At 61.4% G+C, this 21,226-nt stretch carries 20 protein-coding genes; 16 read left to right on the forward strand and 4 right to left on the reverse strand.

What is annotated here, in order from left to right; all coding sequences use genetic code 11:
• Positions 1–19: 19 nt before the first annotated feature.
• From ACO07N_RS10700 to ACO07N_RS10720, 5 genes are all read left to right on the forward strand, one after another.
• Positions 20–1,957 (forward strand): DNA polymerase III subunit gamma/tau, encoded by a 1,938-nt coding sequence (locus ACO07N_RS10700; RefSeq protein ID WP_421981000.1) that lies wholly within the window; start codon positions 20–22, stop codon positions 1,955–1,957.
• Positions 1,958–2,042: 85 nt separating this feature from the next.
• Positions 2,043–2,363 carry a YbaB/EbfC family nucleoid-associated protein gene (locus ACO07N_RS10705; protein ID WP_299476533.1) on the forward strand — a complete coding sequence of 107 codons (321 nt, stop codon included), beginning with the start codon at positions 2,043–2,045 and terminating at the stop codon, positions 2,361–2,363.
• Positions 2,364–2,540: 177 nt separating this feature from the next.
• Positions 2,541–3,149: a recombination mediator RecR gene (gene recR, locus ACO07N_RS10710; RefSeq protein WP_421981001.1), complete on the forward strand. Its 609-nt coding sequence runs from the start codon at positions 2,541–2,543 to the stop codon at positions 3,147–3,149.
• A gap of 93 nt (positions 3,150–3,242) precedes the next feature.
• Entirely contained in the window at positions 3,243–3,941 is a 699-nt protein-coding gene (locus tag ACO07N_RS10715; RefSeq protein ID WP_421981002.1) for a sulfate transporter family protein, read from the forward strand.
• A 55-nt stretch (positions 3,942–3,996) separates the two neighbouring features.
• A complete protein-coding gene (locus ACO07N_RS10720) occupies positions 3,997–4,902 on the forward strand; it encodes a glutaminase (RefSeq protein WP_421981003.1) in 906 nt (301 codons plus the stop codon).
• A 51-nt stretch (positions 4,903–4,953) separates the two neighbouring features.
• Here ACO07N_RS10720 and ACO07N_RS10725 read toward each other — a convergent pair whose 3' ends face one another.
• Complete coding sequence (locus ACO07N_RS10725) at positions 4,954–5,661, reverse strand: MIP family channel protein (RefSeq protein WP_421981004.1); 708 nt, start codon at positions 5,659–5,661, stop codon at positions 4,954–4,956.
• A gap of 294 nt (positions 5,662–5,955) precedes the next feature.
• Here ACO07N_RS10725 and sdhC point away from each other — a divergent pair, with 294 nt between their 5' ends.
• The 8 genes from sdhC (at position 5,956) to msrA (ending at position 13,800) form a co-directional block, all read left to right on the forward strand.
• Positions 5,956–6,354, forward strand: a complete 399-nt coding sequence (gene sdhC, locus ACO07N_RS10730; protein ID WP_319385369.1) for a succinate dehydrogenase, cytochrome b556 subunit — start codon at positions 5,956–5,958, stop codon at positions 6,352–6,354.
• Between the two features lie 10 nt (positions 6,355–6,364).
• Positions 6,365–6,748 carry a succinate dehydrogenase, hydrophobic membrane anchor protein gene (gene sdhD, locus ACO07N_RS10735; RefSeq protein WP_421981005.1) on the forward strand — a complete coding sequence of 128 codons (384 nt, stop codon included), beginning with the start codon at positions 6,365–6,367 and terminating at the stop codon, positions 6,746–6,748.
• A gap of 5 nt (positions 6,749–6,753) precedes the next feature.
• Positions 6,754–8,580, forward strand: a complete 1,827-nt coding sequence (gene sdhA / locus ACO07N_RS10740) for a succinate dehydrogenase flavoprotein subunit (RefSeq protein ID WP_421981006.1) — start codon at positions 6,754–6,756, stop codon at positions 8,578–8,580.
• 12 nt (positions 8,581–8,592) lie between these two features.
• The gene (locus ACO07N_RS10745) at positions 8,593–9,438 is read left to right on the forward strand and encodes an FkbM family methyltransferase (protein WP_421981007.1); all 846 of its coding nucleotides are present in this window, start codon (positions 8,593–8,595) and stop codon (positions 9,436–9,438) included.
• A 69-nt stretch (positions 9,439–9,507) separates the two neighbouring features.
• Positions 9,508–10,290: a succinate dehydrogenase iron-sulfur subunit gene (locus tag ACO07N_RS10750; protein ID WP_421981008.1), complete on the forward strand. Its 783-nt coding sequence runs from the start codon at positions 9,508–9,510 to the stop codon at positions 10,288–10,290.
• Between the two features lie 228 nt (positions 10,291–10,518).
• Complete coding sequence (gene creD / locus ACO07N_RS10755) at positions 10,519–11,958, forward strand: cell envelope integrity protein CreD (RefSeq protein ID WP_421981009.1); 1,440 nt, start codon at positions 10,519–10,521, stop codon at positions 11,956–11,958.
• Between the two features lie 705 nt (positions 11,959–12,663).
• The gene (locus ACO07N_RS10760) at positions 12,664–13,041 is read left to right on the forward strand and encodes a VOC family protein (protein ID WP_421981010.1); all 378 of its coding nucleotides are present in this window, start codon (positions 12,664–12,666) and stop codon (positions 13,039–13,041) included.
• Positions 13,042–13,155: 114 nt separating this feature from the next.
• Positions 13,156–13,800, forward strand: coding sequence for a peptide-methionine (S)-S-oxide reductase MsrA (gene msrA, locus ACO07N_RS10765; RefSeq protein ID WP_421981011.1), 645 nt, complete (start codon positions 13,156–13,158; stop codon positions 13,798–13,800).
• Between the two features lie 44 nt (positions 13,801–13,844).
• Here msrA and recQ read toward each other — a convergent pair whose 3' ends face one another.
• The 3 genes from recQ to ACO07N_RS10780 all read right to left on the reverse strand — a co-directional run bounded on the left by recQ (position 13,845) and on the right by ACO07N_RS10780 (position 17,344).
• The gene (recQ, locus tag ACO07N_RS10770) at positions 13,845–15,734 is read right to left on the reverse strand and encodes a DNA helicase RecQ (RefSeq protein WP_421981012.1); all 1,890 of its coding nucleotides are present in this window, start codon (positions 15,732–15,734) and stop codon (positions 13,845–13,847) included.
• A 99-nt stretch (positions 15,735–15,833) separates the two neighbouring features.
• Positions 15,834–16,727: a GNAT family N-acetyltransferase gene (locus ACO07N_RS10775; RefSeq protein ID WP_421981013.1), complete on the reverse strand. Its 894-nt coding sequence runs from the start codon at positions 16,725–16,727 to the stop codon at positions 15,834–15,836.
• A gap of 107 nt (positions 16,728–16,834) precedes the next feature.
• The gene (locus ACO07N_RS10780; protein ID WP_421981014.1) at positions 16,835–17,344 is read right to left on the reverse strand and encodes an MAPEG family protein; all 510 of its coding nucleotides are present in this window, start codon (positions 17,342–17,344) and stop codon (positions 16,835–16,837) included.
• 275 nt (positions 17,345–17,619) lie between these two features.
• Between ACO07N_RS10780 and ACO07N_RS10785 the strand changes: the two genes are divergently transcribed.
• The 3 genes from ACO07N_RS10785 (at position 17,620) to zapE (ending at position 21,099) form a co-directional block, all read left to right on the forward strand.
• Complete coding sequence (locus ACO07N_RS10785; protein WP_421981015.1) at positions 17,620–18,147, forward strand: protease inhibitor Inh/omp19 family protein; 528 nt, start codon at positions 17,620–17,622, stop codon at positions 18,145–18,147.
• A 73-nt stretch (positions 18,148–18,220) separates the two neighbouring features.
• Positions 18,221–19,006 (forward strand): DUF7662 domain-containing protein, encoded by a 786-nt coding sequence (locus ACO07N_RS10790; RefSeq protein ID WP_421981016.1) that lies wholly within the window; start codon positions 18,221–18,223, stop codon positions 19,004–19,006.
• Between the two features lie 935 nt (positions 19,007–19,941).
• A complete protein-coding gene (zapE, locus tag ACO07N_RS10795) occupies positions 19,942–21,099 on the forward strand; it encodes a cell division protein ZapE (protein ID WP_421984415.1) in 1,158 nt (385 codons plus the stop codon).
• Positions 21,100–21,226 lie beyond the last annotated feature (127 nt).

A 21,226-nucleotide genomic window follows, 5' to 3' on the forward strand; every position in this document is an offset into this window, starting at 1 on the left:
AGGCGGTATGGTGCCGCTCATGGACGAGTCAGGTTTTCCGCAGGAAGGTGCGCCCGCACCGGTGACGAACAGCAATTCCGATTCCGGCGATCACCGCCAGGACGGTGCGTACCGTGTCCTGGCGCGCAAGTACCGGCCGAAGAATTTTGAGGATCTGGTCGGCCAGGAGCCGATGGTGCAGACGCTGGAAAACGCGTTCGAGACTGGGCGGATTGCCCAAGCCTGGATGCTGACCGGGGTGCGCGGTGTCGGCAAGACAACCACCGCAAGGATTTTGGCGCGTGGCCTGAACTACGAAATTCCCGGAGAAGCGGACAAACCGACCGTCAAGCTCGAACGGGAAGGCACCCATTGCAAGGCGATCATGGAGGGCCGTCATGTCGACGTGATCGAAATGGATGCAGCCTCCCACACGGGTATCAACGACATTCGCGAGATCATCGACGCGGCGCGCTACCGTCCGGCGACAGCGCGTTACAAGGTCTACATCATCGACGAAGTGCACATGCTCTCCAACGCGGCCTTCAACGGCTTGCTCAAGACGCTTGAGGAACCGCCCGAGCATGTGAAATTCATCTTTGCGACGACCGAGATCCGCAAGGTGCCGATCACGGTGCTGTCGCGCTGCCAGCGCTTTGATCTGAGACGGATCGACCAGTCCAAGATGATCGGCCTTTTGCGCCGGATCGCCGACGCGGAAAACATCCGGATTTCGGATGAGGCGCTTTTGCTGATTGCCCGGGCCGGCGAGGGTTCCGCGCGCGATTCCCTGTCCCTGCTCGATCAGGCTATGGCGCATGAGACCGGCGCGATCGAAGCGGACGATCTGCGCCAGATGCTCGGGCTTGCTGACAGGGCGCGCGTCATCGATCTGTTCGGGCACCTGATGTCGGGGCACATCGAAGAGGCACTTTCAGAACTTCAGGCCCAGTATGATGTTGGCGCGGATCCTGCGATCGTGCTGACGGATCTTGCCGATTTCACCCATCTGGTCACCCGCATGAAGGTGGCCCCCAAATCGGCGGACGAGGCCACGGTCACGGAAGCCGAACGCGCGCGCGGCAAGGACTTCGCCGAGAAGATTTCCGTGCGCCTGCTCTCGCGCGCCTGGCAGATCCTGCTGAAGGGTGTCCAGGAGGTTCAGACCGCGTCGAAGCCCCTGCAGGCCGCCGACATGGTGCTGGTCCGCCTCGCCTACGCGATCGATCTCCCCGATCCGGGTGAATTGCTGACCCAGGTGAAAAACGGCCAGAACCCGCTGGCCTCGGCGTCAGGCCCTGCCGGGCAGGGCGGTCACGGGGCCGGCCCGTCCGGCGGCGGCGCCCAGGCAATGGCAGTCGGCATGCCGCCACCGTCCGGAAATCATGGCCCGGGTGACGGCGGTGGCGCACCGTCAATGCAGGCGGCCGGCAGGCCGCAGCTTGCGGCGATAAGCGGGGGCTTGCCGGACCACGCCCCGGTCACCGGCAAGGCCGAAACGCAGCCGCAGCATATGCCGGAAACAATGCAATCCGCGCTGAAGAACCTTTACGATTGCGCCGCCCTTGCCTCGGAAAAGCGCGATATTCCGATGAAGGTCGCCATTCAGCGGCAGATGCGCCTGGTGAAGTTCGAACCCGGCAAGATCGAGATCCAGCCGACGGATGACGCGCCCGCCGACATCGCCGGGGAGTTCGGCCGCAAGCTGACCGAATGGACCGGCCAGCGCTGGTTCGTTGTCGTGTCGCGTGAGCATGGCCGGCCGACCATTCACGAAGAACAGGAAGCCAATCAGCAGCAGCTTCTGTCCGACGCCAAGTCACACCCGACCGTCGCCGCCCTGCTCAGCCAGTTCCCGGGGGCGAGGGTCGTCGATGTGAAGGTGCAGGTCACCGAGGAAGACGAGGCGGCCCTGGCCGATCCGATGGTGAGCGACCCGTTGCTCAACGAAGCCCTCGGTGAAGACGAAGACGATTGATCGGACGCTGTTGTTCTTCTAATAGCTGACCCCAGATAATGGACACGCGGCGCATCGCGCCTGAGAAATTGCAAGGAGAGATCCCATGGACTTCCTCAAGATGATGAAGCAGGCCAAGGAGATGCAGGAGCAGATGGGCTCGCTGCAGGAACAGATCATCGATATCGAGGTCGAGGGTGTCGCGGGCGCCGGTCTCGTGAAGGTGACGCTGAACGGCAAGAGCGACCTGAAAGGTCTCAAGATCGACCCTTCGCTTCTGAAAGAGGACGAAGGCGAGATTCTGGAAGACCTGATCATGGCCGCGCATACCGACGCCCGCGCCAAGGTGGAAATGGCCATCCAGGAAAAGACCCAGGAACTCATGGGTGGTCTCGGACTTCCGGCCGGTATGAAACTGCCGTTTTGAGGGTCACGCTGCAGTCGCGGGGGTAGGCAAAATAAGCTGGGTACCTGCGCCGCATTGCTGCACCCGAAAACGGCAAGATCAGAAGGATAGCCTCTCCCGCCGGGAGAGGCCGGGTCGAAGACCCGGGTGAGGGGGCAAACCTCTTCGAGCCTCCAGCCCGTCAGAGAAGATGAGAACATGGCACAAAAGAGCGTAGCGGGACCGGAAATCGAGCGGTTGATCCAGCTCCTCGCGAAGCTGCCCGGTCTCGGGCCGCGGTCTGCGCGCCGGGCCGCGCTGCATCTCATCAAGAAGAAGGACCAGCTTCTGGTTCCGCTGTCCGAGGCGATGGGTGTCGCGGTCAGTGAAATCGGGATCTGCTCGGTGTGCGGCACCGTCGACACCTCGGACCCCTGCACCATCTGTTCCGACCCGAAGCGCGACGAAACGGTTCTTGTCGTCGTTGAGGACGTCGCCGATCTGTGGGCGCTTGAACGCGCCGGCGCCGTGAAGGCGCGCTACCATGTTCTCGGCGGCACCCTGTCGCCGCTTGACGGCATCGGCCCGGAGGACCTGAACCTGGCGTCCCTGATCGATCGCTGCGGCTCCGAAAGCTTCAACGAAGTCATCCTGGCCATCAGCGCGACGGTCGAAGGACAGACCACGGCGCACTACATCATGGATCAGCTTGCGCCGCTCGGCGTCAACGTCACCAAGCTGGCCCACGGCGTGCCGGTTGGCGGCGAGCTGGATTATCTCGACGAGGGAACGCTGGCCCAGGCGCTCAAAGCGCGGACACAGTTCTAGAACGCTGTCCGGCTCACGCGCCACCTGGTCTCTTGCACCTTCCTGTCACCGCACCTATGTCGTTGCAGTCGCTCACAAAGACTTGAAGGTTTCATGTTCCAAGCAGCTTCCCGCGCCATGTCGCAGGTATTCGAGCAGCCGTTTCGCAAGATTTTCTGGAAAATGCTGGGGTTCACGCTCGCGATCCTGATCGTGATCTGGTTCGCCCTGCAGGGCATCGTCAGCCATCTTCTGGGTGTCGCGGCGACCGAGTGGGGCGACGGCAGCGCCTGGATCAGCTGGACGGAATGGTCGATTTCGATCCTGACCGGCATTGGCGCGGTCTTCGTGCTCGGCTTCCTGATCGCGCCAATATCGGCCTTGCTTGCCGGCCTGTTTCAGGATGACATCGCCGATATCGTCGATGCGCGGGACTATCCCGCGGACCGTCCCGGCAGCGCTCTGCCGCTTTCCAAGTCCCTGGTCCAGACCCTCAAGTTCACGGGTGTTGTGATTGTCGGCAACCTGTTCGCGCTGTTGCTGCTGTTGGTGCCCGGCGTCAATCTCGTCGCCTTTTTTGTCGTCAACGGTTATCTGCTGGGCCGTGAATTCTTCGAGTTTGCGGCCATGCGTTACCTGCCGCCTGCAGAGGCGAAGGCATTCCGCCGCGCCCGCGGCGGCACGGTCTTTCTCGCAGGACTGATCATCGCCTGCCTGCTGGCCGTCCCGATCCTCAATCTGGTGACGCCGATTTTCGCGACCATCTTCATGCTGCATCTCTACAAGAGACTTGCATCCGGGGCGGCGATCTGACGAACTGCTGCCGCTGGGTCAATGGATCTGCGCGCATGCAGGCCGGAGGATGACGATGCAGGAATTGTTGCTGGAAATCGCCGAGACGGCCGCAAACAGTGCCGACAAGGGCAAGGTGGCGACATATATCCCCGAGCTTGCCGGCATCGACCCGGATCAGTTCGGCATCGCCGTAGCGCTTGAGGACGGGCGTCTCATGACCGCCGGTGACGCCGATGTCCCGTTTTCCATCCAGTCCGTTTCCAAGGTGTTCGCCCTTGCGCTGGCTCTCGGGCGCGTCGGCGATCAGCTCTGGTACCGGGTCGGGCGGGAGCCCTCCGGGCTGTCCTTCGACTCCATTCTGCTTCTGGAGCGGGAAGACGGGATCCCGCGCAATCCGTTCATCAATGCGGGCGCCCTGGTCACGACCGATACCTACCTCGCCGGATCCAACCCGCGCGAGGCGCTGGGGGAACTGATCCGTTTCATCCGGGCCGCCGCGGACGACGACAGCATTCACATCAACGAAAAGGTGGCGCAGTCCGAGCTGGCGACCGGGCACCGCAATTTTTCGCTCGCGCATTATCTGGCCTCGCATGGCAACATGCGGTCCGATGTCGACAAGGTGCTCGGCACCTACTGTCACCAGTGCGCGATCGAGATGAGTTGCCGCCAGCTGGCGCTCGCCGGGCGGTTCCTGATCGAAGCGGAAACCGTGCCGGCGCTTGTCGCCGTCCAGCGCCGCCGCCGCATCAACGCCCTGATGATGACCTGCGGTCACTATGATGGCTCCGGCGACTTCGCCTTTCGCGTCGGACTTCCCGGAAAGAGCGGCGTTGGCGGCGGCATCCTGGTGATTTCGCCGGGCCGGGCCTCGATCGCCGTCTGGTCGCCGGGCCTGAACCGTTACGGCAATTCCAAGCTCGGCACGGAAGCCATGGAGACCTTCGCAAAACGGACCGGCTGGTCCGTGTTCGGCTGAGTGCCCCTTGCGAACCGGCAGCCGGAGCATCTCCGGCCGCCGTCCCGCTTTCTAGCTTTCTTCTTCCGCTGCAAGCATGCCGGACTTGAACAGGAGGCCTGCGGCGGCTCCGCCGATCAGCGGCGCGGCAATGAACAGCCAGACCTGGCCCAATGCGCCGGGGTTGCTGGCAACGCCGATGATCGCCGGTCCGAGAGATCGCGCCGGATTGACGGAAACGCCGGTGACGTTGATGCCGACGATGTGGATGACGACCAGCGTCAGACCGATTGCCAGACCTGCGAGATGCGCAGGCGCACCCTTTTGCGTGACGCCGAGAATGCAGACGAGAAACAGGAAGGTCGCGACGATCTCGAAGATCAGCGCTGACATCATGTTGTATTCGCCGAAATTGCCTGCGCCCCAGCCGTTCTGTCCGAGACCGCCGTCCCACCCGTCGGCCTTGCCGCTCAGGATGATCGCAAGCACTGCCGCGCCCGCCAGTGCGCCGAGCACCTGCGCGATCCAGTAGGTGATGAGTTCGTTCGCGGGCATCCTGCCGGCCAGGTAGACCCCGAGACTGACGGCAGGATTGATATGACATCCGGAGATCATGCCGATGCCATAGGCCATCGCCACGATGGACAGGCCGAATGCGAAGGCGATTCCCAGGACATCGATGGCGGTCGGGCCGGTCCCCATCCCGGCGATGACGGCTGCCCCGCACCCGAACAGCACGAGGGTGAATGTTCCAACAAATTCCGCGATTGCTTTCTTCATGAAATGTGCCTCCTGTTACCGCCGGCCAGCGGCCCCGCGTCACCGGAAATAAGATGACGCAGGGGAGAGTTACGCAATTTTGATCCGTTGGGAAGGGCAGAGTTTTGTGCGCCGCAGAACGTAATTTCCGGGATCTCATCGATTTAAGTCCACAACGGGCAAAGTAACTTTCCAGATTCTCCTTTTTGATGTTTTGACGCGACGCCATCTTGGCGCTAGAACCTTTCTAGACAACGCACTGATTTCCTTACGTTTGCGTAAGCGTAAGGTAGCGTCGTACGGGAGAGGAATTCCATGTCGAACGCCGATATGCGGGGCAACCGTCCGCTGTCACCCCATCTTCAGATCTACAAGCCGATTCTGACGATGGTCATGTCCATCCTGCACCGCATCACCGGTGCGGCGCTCTACTTCGGGACGATCCTGCTGGCGTGGTGGCTGATCGCCGCCGCCGCCGGCCCGACCTACTTCGACTTCGTGAACGGCATTTACGGTTCCTTCATCGGACGACTGATCCTGTTCGGCTTCACCTGGGCACTGGTGCACCACATGCTCGGCGGCCTGCGCCATTTCATCTGGGACATGGGCGCCGGCTTCGGCAAGGAGGCCCGTGAATGGCTTGCCAAGGCCACGATCATCGGTTCCGTCTCACTCACGCTGATCCTCTGGATCATCGGCTACATGGTTCGCTAAGGAGAGTGTCATGAGCGATATGCGCACCCCTCTCAACAAGGTTCGCGGACTGGGCTCTGCCAAGGAAGGCACCGACCATTTCTGGAAGCAGCGCCTGACGGCCGTGGCCAACGTTGTCCTGATCAGTTTCTTCGTGATCCTCGTGATCTCGATCCAGGGTTCGAGCCACGGCGACGTGATCGAAACCCTCAAGAACCCCCTGGTTTCGATCCTGTTCCTGCTGGTGATCCTCTCCGGCGTCTATCACATGAAGCTGGGCATGCAGGTGATCATCGAGGACTACATCCACGGTGAGGGTCTGAAATTCCTCACGCTGATGGCAAACACCTTTTTCTGCGCCTTTATCGGCTTCGGCTGCATTTTCGCAGTGCTCAAGATTGGCTTTGGAGGCTGACCCGGATGGCCAAATCCTACGAATTCGTCGACCATACCTATGACGTGGTTGTTGTCGGCGCCGGTGGCGCGGGTCTGCGCGCAACGCTCGGCATGGCCGAACAGGGCCTGCGCACCGCCTGCATCACCAAGGTCTTTCCGACGCGCTCCCACACGGTGGCGGCCCAGGGCGGCATCGCCGCATCCCTGACCAACATGACGCCGGACTGCTGGGAATGGCACATGTACGACACGGTCAAGGGATCCGACTGGCTCGGTGACACCGACGCCATGGAATACCTGGCCCGCGAGGCCCCGAAAGCGGTCTACGAGCTAGAGCACTACGGCGTGCCGTTCTCGCGCACCGAAGAGGGCAAGATCTATCAGCGTCCCTTCGGCGGGCACATGCAGAACTACGGCGAAGGCCCTCCCGTGCAGCGCACCTGCGCGGCGGCCGACCGGACGGGCCACGCCATCCTGCACACGCTCTATGGCCAGTCCCTGCGCCACAATGCCGAATTCTACATCGAGTATTTCGCGCTCGACCTGATCATGTCCGAGGACGGCGTCTGCCAGGGCGTGATCGCCTGGAACCTCGATGACGGCACGATGCACCGCTTTGCCGCCAAGATGGTGGTGCTGGCAACCGGCGGCTACGGCCGGGCCTATTTCTCCGCGACCTCCGCACACACCTGCACCGGCGACGGCGGCGGCATGGTCGCCCGGGCCGGACTGCCGCTTCAGGACATGGAGTTCGTCCAGTTCCACCCGACCGGCATCTACGGCTCCGGCTGTCTGATCACAGAGGGCGCGCGCGGCGAGGGCGGTTATCTCGTCAACTCCGAGGGCGAGCGTTTCATGGAGCGCTACGCGCCGTCGGCCAAGGATCTGGCCTCGCGCGACGTTGTCTCGCGCTGCATGACCATGGAAATCCGCGAGGGACGCGGCGTCGGCAAGAAGGGCGATCACATCTTCCTTCATCTCGATCACCTCGACCCGGCCCTGCTGGCCGAACGCCTCCCGGGCATTTCGGAAAGCGCGCGCATCTTCGCCGGCGTCGATGTGACCAAGGATCCGATCCCGGTCCTGCCGACGGTTCACTACAACATGGGCGGCATCCCGACCAACTACTGGGGTGAAGTCCTGAACGCGGACGGCAAGAACCCCAACCGCATCCAGGAAGGCCTGATGGCGGTGGGCGAGGCCGGCTGCGCATCGGTCCACGGCGCCAACCGTCTCGGCTCGAATTCCCTGATCGACCTTGTCGTGTTCGGCCGTGCTGCGGCGATCAAGGCCGGTGAAGTCGTCGACCCCAAGGAAGCGACGCCGGCACCGAACGAAGCCTCGTGCGAAAAGATCATGGATCACTTCGACAAGCTCCGTAACGCCAGCGGCTCGATCCCGACCGCGGACCTGCGTGACAAGATGCAGCACGCGATGCAGGAAGATGCGGCGGTGTTCCGCACGCAGGAAAGCCTGGAAGCCGGCTGCAAGCGTCTGAGCGATATCTGGAGCGACATGAAGGACCTCAAGGTCTCCGACCGCTCGCTGATCTGGAATTCCGATCTGGTGGAAACGCTGGAACTGGAAAACCTGATGGCGAATGCGATCACCACCGTCTATGGCGCCGAGGCCCGCAAGGAAAGCCGCGGTGCCCATGCACGCGAGGATTTCAAGGACGGACCGTTCTCGGGCCGAGACGACGAAAACTGGCGCAAGCACACGTTGGCCTGGGTCAACGAGGAAGGCGACGTGAAGCTCGACTACCGTCCCGTCGTCCTCGATCCGCTGACCACCTTCGAGGAAGGCGGCATCGACCCGAAAAAGATCGCGCCGAAAGCGCGTGTCTACTAGGGAGCGCGCTGCGTGAGCCAGTCGGCAACACTTCTGGACACAAGAAGCCCGTTCGGAACCTACCCGGCCGAACGGCTGGTTCGGGCTGCCTGGCGTCTGGCCGACCGGCATGATCTCTCACGGGGCCTGCGCAAGCGCATCCGCGCGCTCGTCGCGCGGGTTTTCAAGGGGCCCTACGACCTTGAGGCGGACGGCCTGAAATTCCGGATCTACCCCGGCGAGAACTACGACGATCGCAAGATCCTCGCCAAGGGACGGCTGCCGGAACGCGCCGAACACGGTCTGCTGGAACCGCACCTGCACGAGGGGACGGTCTTCGTCGACGTCGGTGCGAATATCGGCTCCTATGCCGTATTTGCCGCCCGGCACGGCGCAAGGGTGGTCGCCATCGAGGCGAACCCGCAGACCGCGCACAAGCTGAGTTTCAACGTGCGTGCCAACGACCTGGAAAACGTGACCGTCGTCAATACCGCGGTCGGGTCGAAGGATGACACGTTGCCGCTGTGGCACGAACCCAGCAATTGCGGTTTCGCCACTTTCGTGACCGACCTGACACGGGGCGAGTGGGCCGGCAACTGGACCCAGACCTACGTGACCGTTCGCCCGCTGACCGACATTGCGGACCAGCAGGGACTTGAACGGATCGACATACTCAAGGTGGATGTGGAGGGATTTGAGGACCGGGTCGTCCTGCCGTTCCTCCGCCACGCGGACGAGGCCATGTGGCCCCGTGTGATTCTTCTCGAAACCAATTGCCGGCCTTACTGGTCCGAGGATTGCCTGAGCGAACTGGCAAACCGGGGCTATGAGGTGACAGGCCGGACGAATGACAACATGGTCTTTGAGCTCACGACCTGAGCGAGAGGACGTTTTGGCCCTCGTGCCCCTGAAAGGCATGGCACGGGCCCAACGCGGAGCAGTAACGAGATGGTTCAGCTGACGCTACCCCGGAACTCCACGGTGACGGAAGGCAAGGTGTGGGACAAGCCGGAAGGCGCCACCAACTTGCGCGAATATCGCATCTACCGCTGGAACCCGGACGACGGCCGCAACCCGAGGGTCGATACCTATTTCATCAATGCCGATGACTGCGGTCCGATGGTGCTCGACGGCCTGATCTACATCAAGAACAAGATCGACCCGACGCTGACCTTCCGCCGCTCCTGCCGGGAAGGCATCTGCGGCTCGTGCGCCATGAACATCGACGGCACCAACACCCTTGCCTGCACCAAGGGCATGGACGAGATCGCCGGTGACGTGGTCAAGATCTACCCGCTGCCGCACATGGCGGTGGTCAAGGATCTGGTGCCCGACCTGACGCGCTTCTACGCCCAGCACCGCTCGATCGAGCCCTGGCTGCAGACGGTCTCTCCCGCCCCGGAAAAGGAATGGCTCCAGTCCCATGAGGACCGGGTCAAGCTGGACGGGCTGTATGAATGCATCCTGTGCGCCTGCTGCTCCACCTCCTGCCCGAGTTACTGGTGGAATGGCGACCGCTATCTCGGCCCGGCGATCCTGCTGCAGGCCTACCGCTGGCTGATCGACAGCCGCGACGAGGCAACCGGCGAACGCCTGGACAATCTGGAAGATCCCTTCCGCCTCTACCGCTGCCACACGATCATGAACTGTTCCCAGGCCTGTCCGAAAGGCCTGAACCCGGCCAAGGCGATCGCCGAGATCAAGAAGATGATGGTCGAACGGCGGGTCTGATCCCCCGATTTCAGAGCAAATTGCGAAAAGCCGTCCTTCAGGGCGGCTTTTTTGTGCGCGATGGCGCGGGTTCTTGACCGTTTCTTCCCGCCGTCCTGCACCGGATCTGCACAAAATCCCTGAAATCCCTGCCCGGTTTCACCATGGGTTCTCCCAGCCATCAGGCAAGACTGCTCTTCGCATTGGGTGCGCTGTCCCGGTTGCGCCCGCCTCGCAGAGGGACTTTGAATGACCGACAACACAGACCACGGCACCACTTACGGCCCGGTGCCGCCGCCGCAACCTTCAACGACAAGGGTCTTGACCTTCCTGAGCTCGCCGGCCGTCAAGTTCGTCCTGATAGGACTGCTCTCCTTCCTGCTGCTTGTTCCCAGCGTCTTTGTCTGGGTGCTCGTGGAGGAACGCGCGCATCGGGCAAAGGATGTCGCGCGCGAGATTGCCCGCTCCTGGGGCGGAACACAGGAGATCAACGGCCCCTATCTGGTGATCCCTTTCACCGAAACCTACACGACGGGCTCCGGTGAGGATTTCGAGACCATGACCGTCCGCAGAACGGCGGTGCTGTTTCCCGAGCGGCTGACGGTGGGCGGAGATATCGCGGTCGAGGAACGGAAGAAGTCCATCTATACGCTTCCCGTCTACAATGCGCGGCTCGACCTTGACGGCACGTTTGCCGCACCTCCCGACGACATGTTCGAACCGAAGCACGGCGGTACGATCGATGTCGCGGCCGACAGGGCCGTTGTCGTTATCGGCATCCGGGATGTCCGCGCGCTCAAGAGCGAGGTCGCGCTCGCTCTGGCCGGAACGGGAGCCGTCCCCTTCGAACCGGGTCTTGGGCCCCTGGCGCGTGCGGACGGCGATCCCCGCCGGTCATCCGGCCGATCCGGGATCAATGCAGCCGTGTCTCCCCAGGCCTGGCAGACCGGCTTTTCCTTCGACGTGAAACTGCAGCTCAACGGCTCGACGGCGATCTATGTCGCACCGGCCGGCCAGACCACGAAAGTCGCCGTTCAATCGGATTGGGCTCATCCCGGTTTCACTGGTGCCTTCCTGCCGGAAACGCGAACCATCACCAGCTCGGGTTTCGACGCCGCCTGGACAATTCCCTATCTTGCGCGCGGCATCCCGAAGGTCATGGAAACGAGCCATCTGCCGCTTCAGGACAAGCTCCTCGGCGTGAAGTTCGTCGAGCCGGTGAATTTCTATCAGACAATTTCAAGATCCCTGAAATACGCGATCGGCTTCATAAGTCTGACCTTTCTGGCGGTCTTCGTCCTGGAGATGCGCTCCGGCTGGCGGTTCCACTGGATCCAGTACGCTCTCGTCGGCCTTGCCCTGATCGTCTTCTACGTGATGCTGCTGGCCTTCGCCGAACATGTCGGCTATGCGCCGGCCTACCTGATTGCAGCCGGAGCGGCGACCCTGCTGAACGCGGTCTATATCGGCACGTCGCTCAAAAGCAGGCTGGCCGGTCTGGTGATGCTGGCGGTGCTCGGAAGTATCTTCGCTGTTCTGTTCGCCCTAATGCAGGAACAGGACTATGCGCTCCTGATCGGCTCCGTCATCGCCTTTGTCGCCCTGTCCATCACGATGTTCGTGACCCAGAGGATCGACTGGTCGGGGCAGGGAAGGCCGGATACGGAACCTGCCGAAGCAGCGGTCTGATGTGAATTCATTGTAAACCTGACGACCCCGGGCGCGGCAACAGGGCGGCCCGGGGTTTATTTTCTGCCGGGAACGCTTCACAACATCGAACTTCTCGCCCGCACGTCATTGCTGGTTTCGAGCCAACGTTGTCCAGTTTACCCTGAACAGCGTCTGGTGAGATCATCTTAAGTCATGAGACTTGTCATTCCGGCTGGAGCGCAGCGGAAGGCCGGAACCCAGTAAACTCTGGCCTCTTCGTATTCCCTTGATCTTCGCCCAAACGGGATACTGGTTCCCGGTCTTGCCGCTTGCGCGTCAAACCGGGACGACAAGCTCAAGAATGGCCCCAAAACCGTGCCTGCGAAGGCCTGCAGATTCGCGCGGATTCAAATCCTGCCGCTCATCCCGCGTGATGGACCGTGCAGTCTCTTCACGATGAGAGTTTTTTCTGGATGTCTGGCCGTTGAACACGATGCGAAGGTCATGAAATCTGATCTCGTTTGTCACCCCGGACGAACGCAAGTGAGATCCGGGGCCGGGGAGCCCCGGTCCGGAGGGTAGGAGACGGTGCAAACCGCCCGATTTGATGTCCTGCGATCCCGGCTTGCGTTTTGACTGGCCGGCACCGAGAGCCCCAGTCGGCTCGAAACGCACCCGTCCCTTGCTCTTACATTTCATTTGTTCTATTTTTGTTCTCATTTCAGTGAAGAGTTGGAGGCGCGTATGCACAAGAGCCGATTGGGAGATCTCGTGATCGATTGCGAAGGCGGTGATATCGACGAGCACGCCGCGTTCTGGGCGCAGGCGCTTGGGCGCACGCTGGAGGACGCGCCGAAAAACCCGCGCTACCGGCGGCTGTTCGGCAAGGATGGAGAAATCGGCATTCTGCTACAGGCGGTCGAGCATCCCGCGCGCGTTCATCTGGACATCGAGACCGACAATCCGGAAGCCGAGGTTGCCCGTCTGGAAAAACTCGGCGCGAAGATCGTCAGGCGCTTCGACAACTGGGTGGTAATGGAAGCGGCGAGCGGCCACAGGTTCTGCGTGGTCAACCCGCAACTGCCGGGTTTTGAAGAACGTGCGACTTCCTGGAAGGACTGATCCGAGGCGTCCGGTCACGGTCATCTCACGGCGTTGTGCGGGGGTGCGAACGGAGTTGAGTTGCCTCGGCAAGAGAATGCGTTACCTCTATCTGCAATCGATGGAGGATCCAACATGAAGCGTTTGTTGCGGCAGACTTTCCTTGCTGTACTTGTCGGCGTCGCCCCCGTTGCCACGGCACAGGCCGAAACGGCCATCTTCGCCGGCGGCTGTTTCTGGTGCGTGGAATCGGACCTTGAAAAGCTGCCGGGTGTCCGGGACGTCAAGTCCGGCTATGCCGGCGGCAAGAGCCAGAACCCCACCTACAAGAACTACGAGCGCGGCGGACACCGTGAAGTGGTTCAGGTGGATTTCGATGAAAACCAGATCAGCTATCAGGACTTGGTCCGGATCTTCCTGCGCACGGTCGATGTGACCGACCCGGGCGGTCAGTTCTGCGATCGCGGCTATGGCTATTCGACTGCGATCCATCCGCTGAACGACAAGCAGGCCAAGGCCGCGAACGCGGAGATTGCCAAGGCGAACAAGGTCCTTGGCGGAAGGGTGGTGACACCGGTCGAAGGCGCAGCGGTCTTCTGGCCTGCAGAGGATTATCACCAGGCCTACTACAAGAGCAATGCGCGCACGCTGACCCGTTTCGGCTATGTGACACGCGCGGAAGCCTACAAGGGCTACCGGAAAGCCTGCGGCCGCGATGCCAGGGTAAAATCCGTATGGGGTGCCGAGGCCTACAAGGGATTGCCCAAGGCCGGTTCCTGACCGGTGTGACCTGACACGCAACCCGGACCAGCGCCGGGTTGCCCTCAAACGCCGGCTTCAAAAGCCTCGACAAGCTCCAGAAACGTCTCGCCGTATTTTTCCAGCTTGGATTGGCCGACCCCGGATACGCTCAGCAGCGCATCGGGCGTGACCGGCCGGGCGGACGCGATGCCGGCCAGCGTGGCATCGGGAAAGACCACGTAAGGCGGGACATTCTGATCCCGCGCAATCTGGGTTCTCAGGCGCCGCAGGCGCTGGAACAGCAGCTTGTCTTCCTCGTCCAGTTCGTCGGCGACCGAGGCCGTTCGCGAGGATCGTGTCTGTTTCAGACCGGCGGCGTTCCGGTCCTTTCGCAATGAAATCGTCTCGTCGCCGCGCAGAACCGGACGCGCGGCTTCGCTCAGGACGAGCGCCCCGAACTGCGCATGGTCCACATCAATGTAACCCGTGGCGACCAATTGGCGCGCAATGGACTGCCAGGTTTTCTGGGAATGCTCCTGTCCGATGCCGAAAACCGACAGTTTGTCATGTGCAAACCGGGTCACCTTCTCGCTGGTCTTGCCAAGCAGCACATCGATCACGTGGCCGGTTCCGAAGCGCTGCCCGGTCCGGTAGATCGCGGACATCAGTTTGCGCGCGGATTCGGTTCCGTCCCAGGTTTCCACCGGAGACAGGCATGTGTCGCAGTTGCCGCAGGGCTGGGGATAGGTTTCCCCGAAATGCGCCAGCAGCGCCTGCCGCCGGCAGCCTGAGGTCTCGCAGATGCCGAGAAGCGCGTTGAGCTTGGTGTTTTCCGCACGTTTGATGTCGTCCGGCGCGTCACCTTCGGCAATCATCCGGCGCCGCTGTACGAGATCGGCCATGCCGTAGGCCATGAAGGCTTCCGAGGGCGCCCCGTCGCGGCCGGCGCGCCCCGTTTCCTGGTAGTAGGCTTCCACGGATGACGGCAGGTCGAGATGCGCGACATAGCGCACGTCCGGCTTGTCGATCCCCATGCCGAAGGCGACGGTCGCAACAAGGCAGAGCCCTTCCTCAAGGAGAAAGGCGTCCTGGTTCGCGGCGCGCTGATCAGAGGGCAATCCGGCGTGATAGGGCAGGGCCCGGATCCCCTTTGCCGTCAGCCAGTCCGCAATCTCTTCCACCTTCGCACGCGACAGGCAGTAGACGATGCCGCTTGCACCCTTGTGCTTGCCCAGGAAGTCCAGCAGTTGCTGGCGCTGGTTGGATCTTTCGACGATTTCGTAGCGGATATTCGGTCTGTCGAAACTGGTCGCGAAGACCTGGGAGTCCTCCAGTTTCAGGCGCGCGAGAATGTCCTTTTGCGTATGAGGGTCCGCTGTTGCCGTGAGGGCCACCCTCGGCACGCCCGGATAACGTTCGGCGAGACAGGACAGCGACATGTATTCCGGCCGGAAGTCATGGCCCCACTGGCTGACGCAATGCGCCTCGTCAATCGCGAAGAGTGCAATCTCGAGCGTATCCAGAAACCGCCGGAAGCTCTCGTTTCCAAGGCGCTCCGGGGTCACGTAAAGAAGGTCGATGTCGCCGCAGCGCAGTGCGTCGCGAAGGCGGTCCTGTTCTTCCGGCAGAAGGGTTGAGTTGAGCGCCGCGGCCCGGACGCCGGCGGCCGTCAGCGCGCCGACCTGATCCTTCATCAGGGCGATAAGGGGAGAGACCACGACACCGACGCCACGCCGGCACAGGGCCGGTATCTGGTAGCAAAGCGACTTGCCGGCGCCCGTTGGAAACAGCACGACGGCGTCCCTGCCGTCGATCAGCGTGTCGATCACCTCGCGTTGCCGGCCGCGAAACGCGTCATAGCCGAAGACGGTCTGCAAAACCGCCAGCGGTTTCGCCTCCGGGCGCACCGATGGCGGATCATTGAGGTGAAGATGTGGTGCGTCATCCGCGAGGAGGGCGGGCGAGACTGGCATGAGGCGGCTGATTCCCTAAAGTCTCCCGCACCATGTCTTATTCGCCAATGAAGGGCAAACCGGCCTGTGGATGATTTCACATCAAATGCGGATCGGCGGTCAGAATTCCGCGTCCGGATCCGTCGCGAGTGTCTCGGCGCAGTGAATGCGCATCTGCTCGGTGAGTTCGGTGAGGTCGCCCTGCAGTTTCTCGGGACGGATCGGCTTGTCGAAATGCACGTTGAAGGCAGCGTCCTTCTTGTTGAGCAATTCGTTGAAGACCGTCATGTCGCGCAGTTCGGTCGACACGCGCGCCAGGAAATAGAACAGGCCGGAGTTCCTCCCGCCCATATGCATCGGAATGATCGGTGCCTTGTTCTTGCGCGCCAGGGCGAGGGCGGAGGTCATCCAGGGCCGCTCGGTCAGCTTGCCGTCGTGCCAATAGGCGAGGCGGCCGGAGGGAAACAGCACCACGACCCGTTCCGTCGCAAAGGCGGATGAGGCGATCTTGATCGTCTCTTTCGACTTGGCCCGGCTCTTGAAATCCGCGCGCCACTCGACCGGAATGATCATTTCAGCCAGGCGCGGGTTGATCCGGATCGCATCCCTGTTGGCGAAGATCGCGAGGTCCGTGCGCCGCGACTTGATGGCGTCGTAAAGGACAATGCCGTCGGCGATACCGGTCGGATGGTTGGAAACAAGCACCACCGGGCCGCTTGTCGGCACGCGCTCGAGACCGAGCGTGGTCACGTTGAGTGTCAGAATTTCGCTCAAATGCGCGAAGACATCGACCGCTTCCATCTGGGCGATCGTATCCGCCATTTCGACGGCGGACCGGTATCTGAGAATCTTGTAGGCAAACGGCTTTATGAACGGCCACCAGGGGCTCGCCATGACAAGTTTGCCGCGTTCGGCGATGAGGGCGTCGACGATATGCGGGTCCGCAAGCTGACGCTGCAGGGTCTCCTGACGGCGCGCCGGCAAGGTATCTGTCGTCTGATCTGTCGTGCGCACAATGCACCTCTGCCCGTCGGTAACCTGTACTATTCACTTGCATCGTTAGCGAAATCGGCCGCGCGGTGCAAATGCTCCCTGCAATTAATTTTCGGCCGGCGGGAAGCTCAGCTCCATAGTGAACTCGTGAAAAGCGCCACAATTGTGATGAAAGACGCCGCCCAGGCCAGTGACCTGGGATTGGACCTGTCGGTCCAGTAGCAGAACACGTAGATCAGCCGCAATAGGATGAACAGCACCGCCAACTGGTCGATCCAGTAGGGCGAGGCGCCCTGGCTCATGGCGACGAAAACAGAGACGGCAAAGAACGGGAACGCTTCGAAGCCGTTGGCCTGCGCGGCCTGCGCCCGCGCCCTGAACCCGTCGCGCCAGTAGTCCGGGTTGCGCGGGTTTGAGTTGTCGAATTCCCTGTTGAGCTTGGCCGGAAAGGCCGACAGGATGGGCAGGATTGCAGCGGCGAGAATGCACCAGATTGCGATTGGCATGGAGAGTTCCTTGTTGTCCGGGTCCCCGATGACATAGGGCACCCGGCTGGCAATGCGCAAAAAGAATGCGCCTGGCCGGTCCGTTGCAGCGGCAGACCCCCGGAACGGCATGTCCAGGATTCCGGTGCGCACCGGTACGTCTTGTGGCGCTGGGCGCCACGTTGCCGCCATTTTGAAACTCTAACACCGCTGACGGAAGGCGGTCTCTGACAACGAAAATTCGTGACGCCGGCCCGGTCCGGGACAGGGATGCCGGGTGAGCGGGTTCGGACAGGCGGAAATACGGCAGCTGAGGACGGTGTTTCACACTGAAATTGCGGACAACTGCGCTGTGTTTTGGATTTTCAGTAAATAGTAAGTTAAGAGATGCCACGATGGTGAGGCGGAGATTAAGGGACTGATTCGTCATGAAACGCTCGGGTAAGCTGGTTTTGGTTTTGGGAATGGTGGTTCTGGCCGCCGGGTGCCAGAGGCTCTCTGGGGGCCCCAACTATGCTGCGCCGCTGCCCGCGACACCGACGACGCCCGTCGGTTCGGCATCGCTTGATCCGCTGGATCCGAATGCCGCTCCGCCTGTCGGCACGACGACCGACGGAACAGGGGCTTCGGCTGACCTTGCAAGCAACCCGGTTGCAGCGCCGAGCAACGCCCAGCAGGTGGGACGGACGGACCTTCTGGGTGGCTGGAAACTGGCATCTTCGGGCGACAACTGCCAGGCATTCATGACCCTGACGACCTGGTCTGGCGGCTACCGGGCAAATACCAGAGGTTGTACCACCCCGACACTGTCCGGAATCTCGGCATGGGATCTGAACGGCAATCAGGTCGTTCTGAAGGATGGTTCCGGCGTGATCGTCGCACAGCTTTATTCCAGCGAACCCGGGAAGTTCAACGGTCAGACGTCGACCGGATCGCCGATTTCCCTGTTCCGTTAAACGGCCTCAGTAATTCTGCTAGACACTGCGCGTAATAAGTGTATATTCACATTGCTACCGGAAAGGCTGTGCAATGTCGAAATACGAACCTTTACGCGAACACCTTGCTCGTCTTGAGGATGTCGTCTGGGCAGCAAAGCTCGACGAACTCGAGGACATTCTGGGAACCAACCTTCCGAAAAGTGCACGCGAGCACCGCACCTGGTGGGCGAATTCAGGCGGCAGCCTGGTTCATCAGAACTCCTGGCTGGATGCCGGCTGGCGTGTCGAGCGCACCGACCTGATGCGGGACGTGATCGTCTTCAGGCGCCTGCGGATCGGCGGCACCATTGCCGTCGGTAAATCCCAGACCGCCGAGCGCGCGGCCAAGAACCCGAAGCGCGCGGCTGAAAAGCGGCTCGCCAGGGAAATGCCGGCGTTGCGCCAGCCGGCAACGGTGACGCTGCGCTCCGAATGGACCGGGCTTGGCGATGTGCACCACACACCCTGTTCCAGCAACTCGATCCCGCAACAGGGCGGCGTGTTGCGTTTTGCCGCGATGGAAGGCGAAAGTGTCGTCACGGCCATTGTGGCAACGCTCGGCGTGCAGCAGGTTTATCGCGGCTTGAGAGCCCAGATGAAAGGGCTCGATGCGGAAGACGAGTCCCGCGTCGGTTCCGAGCTTATCGAGAAAGCGGGTCTTGATGCGGGCGAGCCGGTCGAGTGCGACGTCGTCAAGGCCGGCAACGCGTGGCTTCTGACCGACGGGCGCGGCCGCAAGGCCGACCTCGACGACCGCTCGGAATGCTACCTCGTCGCGCAGCTCCTTTACCTCCAGGAACTGCAAAGCGGCCGCAAGTCGACGCTGCTTCTGCGCTAGGGTTCTGACCCTGGAGCCCTTGTTGCTCAAAGGGTTCTTGTCTCCTCCCGCACAGCGTTCCCCCCTCCCTGTGCGTCCCGCCCGCATCCGGCTTGCCGGCTGCGGGCGATTTTTCGACATACTTTTCCGTAGTGGTTCCCTGTTTTATTTTCTCATTCCCATGGGCTGCTTTTGTTTTCGGCTCCCACAGGAATGTTCTTTGTTACATCGACTGCGCCGCCCGTACTTCTCGAAAGTACCCTGCGCTGCGATTTGTTCGGAGTTGATTATTGGACGGCACAATTTTGGTTGCGTCTTCGTTTGGAATCACTGCTGCCCGGTTTGGGAACTACATTCGGATTTTTTTGCCATAGAAAAAGCTACACAATTCCGATCGGTATCAAGTCGGGATACGGTGTTTTCTCCCGGATTGGTCTTCCCGGTTTGCTGCATAAGCGGCAGGACCGGGAACCAGTACCCGCGGTAGCCGGAGACTGAAACAAGACGGAAAATCGGGTGGTTACTGGGTTCCGGCCTTCCGCTGCGCTTCAGCCGGAATGACAAGTTCATAAACTGGGGATCGCCTCAACAGATCATTGCCGGGTTAATCTGGGCAGTAGTGATTTTGAAAGCGGAATTCGAGTCGATCGAAAAGCCGATTGTTGACCCAGTAACGGCAAAAGCTCACTGCAGTCTTCCTCGACGACATCTTCGGTTCTGCATCCAGCGATCCTCCACGGCCTGTGCTCCTGGCGGCGTCATCGAAGCCGACCGACTTTTCAGCTGTTTTTCAGATGACGGCCATTCAATCGTTTGAAAGTTGTTGACGTGAAGAAGTGTAACAGATTCAAACCATAACTTGACTTGCATCCAAGGCGCATTGACCTTATTCCGCCGAGCCAACAGTCACGTCCAAGGCCCCATGAGTCCTCATGGAGGGAGCAGCACCTTTGAAGATGGAACTGCCGGTCAACCGCGCGCTCAGCGCCCGCTACGATGCTCTGATCGCATCGGGCGAGATCACCGAGGATCCTGTCCAGCGGGAAGCCGTCAGACATCTCGATCTGCTCAACACCCGCCTTGCCGAGACCCGGCTCGCCTCCAAGAAAAGCTCGCTCGGCTGGCTCTTCGCCAAGAAGAAGAACCAGCTCTGGGCCTCCGTGAAGGGCCTCTACATGTGGGGCGGCGTCGGCCGCGGCAAGACGATGCTGATGGACCTCTTCTATGAAGTGACGGTCATCCAACGCAAGCGCCGGGTTCATTTTCATGAATTCATGAACGACGTGCACGAGCGTATCCACGAGCACCGGCAGGCGCACAAGCGCGGCGAGGTGAAGGGGGATGATCCCATCCCGCCGGTGGCAAAGCAGATCGCGGTGGAAACGCGCCTGCTGCTCTTTGACGAGTTTTCGGTGACAGACATTGCCGACGCGATGATCCTGGGACGGCTGTTCACGCAGCTCTTCGAACGCGGCGTGATCGTGGTTGCCACCTCGAACGTCAATCCGTCCAATCTCTACAAGGACGGCCTCAACCGGCAGCTCTTCATTCCCTTCATCACCATGCTGAAGTCACAGGTCGAGGTCCTGCATCTGGATTCACCGACCGACTACAGGCTCGAGAAGCTCGCCGGCGCGCCGGTCTACGTGACCCCGCTCGGGGACGCCGCGGACGTGGAGATGGACCGTCTCTGGACCAAGCTGACCCACGGCATGGCGGCGCATCCGGAGGAACTGGAAAACAAGGGCCGGACGATCCCGATCCCGAAGGTCGCCTCCGGCGTTGCCCGCTTCACCTTTGACGACCTGTGCATGCAGCCGCTCGGCGCCAGCGACTACCTGAGGATCGCAAACGCCTTCAGCACCGTCTTTGTCGACAATGTGCCGGTCCTTTCGAAGGCGCGCCGCAACGAGGCCAAGCGCTTCATCAATCTCATCGACACGCTCTACGACAACGGCATCAAGCTGGTGGTGTCGGCCGAAGCCGAGCCGCCCGATCTTTACGTCTCCGAAGGCGGCACCGAGGCGTTCGAATTCGACCGGACGAGTTCCCGGCTGATCGAAATGCGCTCGGAAGCCTACCTCGCGGGTGACAGACGCGAAATGCACGTATAAGTCTGCATTCCGTATAGGAGAATTATGCAGACGGGAAGAATTGAAAAATTTTGCCGCCTCAACCGCAATATTCTTTTGGCGAACTTGCGCGGGGACGGCAAAGGGGGTAGTGCCATCTGCAGTCATC

Source organism: Roseibium sp. (assembly GCF_965229775.1).
GTDB lineage: Bacteria > Pseudomonadota > Alphaproteobacteria > Rhizobiales > Stappiaceae > Roseibium.

Excerpts from the sequence above, each read along its gene's own strand:
- ACO07N_RS10700 (WP_421981000.1), top strand. The coding sequence starts at position 20 with ATGGACGAGTCAGGTTTTCCGCAGGAAGGTGCGCCCGCACCGGTGACG.
- ACO07N_RS10705 (WP_299476533.1), top strand. The coding sequence starts at position 2,043 with ATGGACTTCCTCAAGATGATGAAGCAGGCCAAGGAGATGCAGGAGCAG.
- recR (WP_421981001.1), top strand. The coding sequence starts at position 2,541 with ATGGCACAAAAGAGCGTAGCGGGACCGGAAATCGAGCGGTTGATCCAG.
- ACO07N_RS10715 (WP_421981002.1), top strand. The coding sequence starts at position 3,243 with ATGTTCCAAGCAGCTTCCCGCGCCATGTCGCAGGTATTCGAGCAGCCG.
- ACO07N_RS10720 (WP_421981003.1), top strand. The coding sequence starts at position 3,997 with ATGCAGGAATTGTTGCTGGAAATCGCCGAGACGGCCGCAAACAGTGCC.
- ACO07N_RS10725 (WP_421981004.1), bottom strand. The coding sequence starts at position 5,661 with ATGAAGAAAGCAATCGCGGAATTTGTTGGAACATTCACCCTCGTGCTG.
- sdhC (WP_319385369.1), top strand. The coding sequence starts at position 5,956 with ATGTCGAACGCCGATATGCGGGGCAACCGTCCGCTGTCACCCCATCTT.
- sdhD (WP_421981005.1), top strand. The coding sequence starts at position 6,365 with ATGAGCGATATGCGCACCCCTCTCAACAAGGTTCGCGGACTGGGCTCT.
- sdhA (WP_421981006.1), top strand. The coding sequence starts at position 6,754 with ATGGCCAAATCCTACGAATTCGTCGACCATACCTATGACGTGGTTGTT.
- ACO07N_RS10750 (WP_421981008.1), top strand. The coding sequence starts at position 9,508 with ATGGTTCAGCTGACGCTACCCCGGAACTCCACGGTGACGGAAGGCAAG.
- creD (WP_421981009.1), top strand. The coding sequence starts at position 10,519 with ATGACCGACAACACAGACCACGGCACCACTTACGGCCCGGTGCCGCCG.
- ACO07N_RS10760 (WP_421981010.1), top strand. The coding sequence starts at position 12,664 with ATGCACAAGAGCCGATTGGGAGATCTCGTGATCGATTGCGAAGGCGGT.
- msrA (WP_421981011.1), top strand. The coding sequence starts at position 13,156 with ATGAAGCGTTTGTTGCGGCAGACTTTCCTTGCTGTACTTGTCGGCGTC.
- recQ (WP_421981012.1), bottom strand. The coding sequence starts at position 15,734 with ATGCCAGTCTCGCCCGCCCTCCTCGCGGATGACGCACCACATCTTCAC.
- ACO07N_RS10785 (WP_421981015.1), top strand. The coding sequence starts at position 17,620 with ATGAAACGCTCGGGTAAGCTGGTTTTGGTTTTGGGAATGGTGGTTCTG.
- ACO07N_RS10790 (WP_421981016.1), top strand. The coding sequence starts at position 18,221 with ATGTCGAAATACGAACCTTTACGCGAACACCTTGCTCGTCTTGAGGAT.
- zapE (WP_421984415.1), top strand. The coding sequence starts at position 19,942 with ATGGAACTGCCGGTCAACCGCGCGCTCAGCGCCCGCTACGATGCTCTG.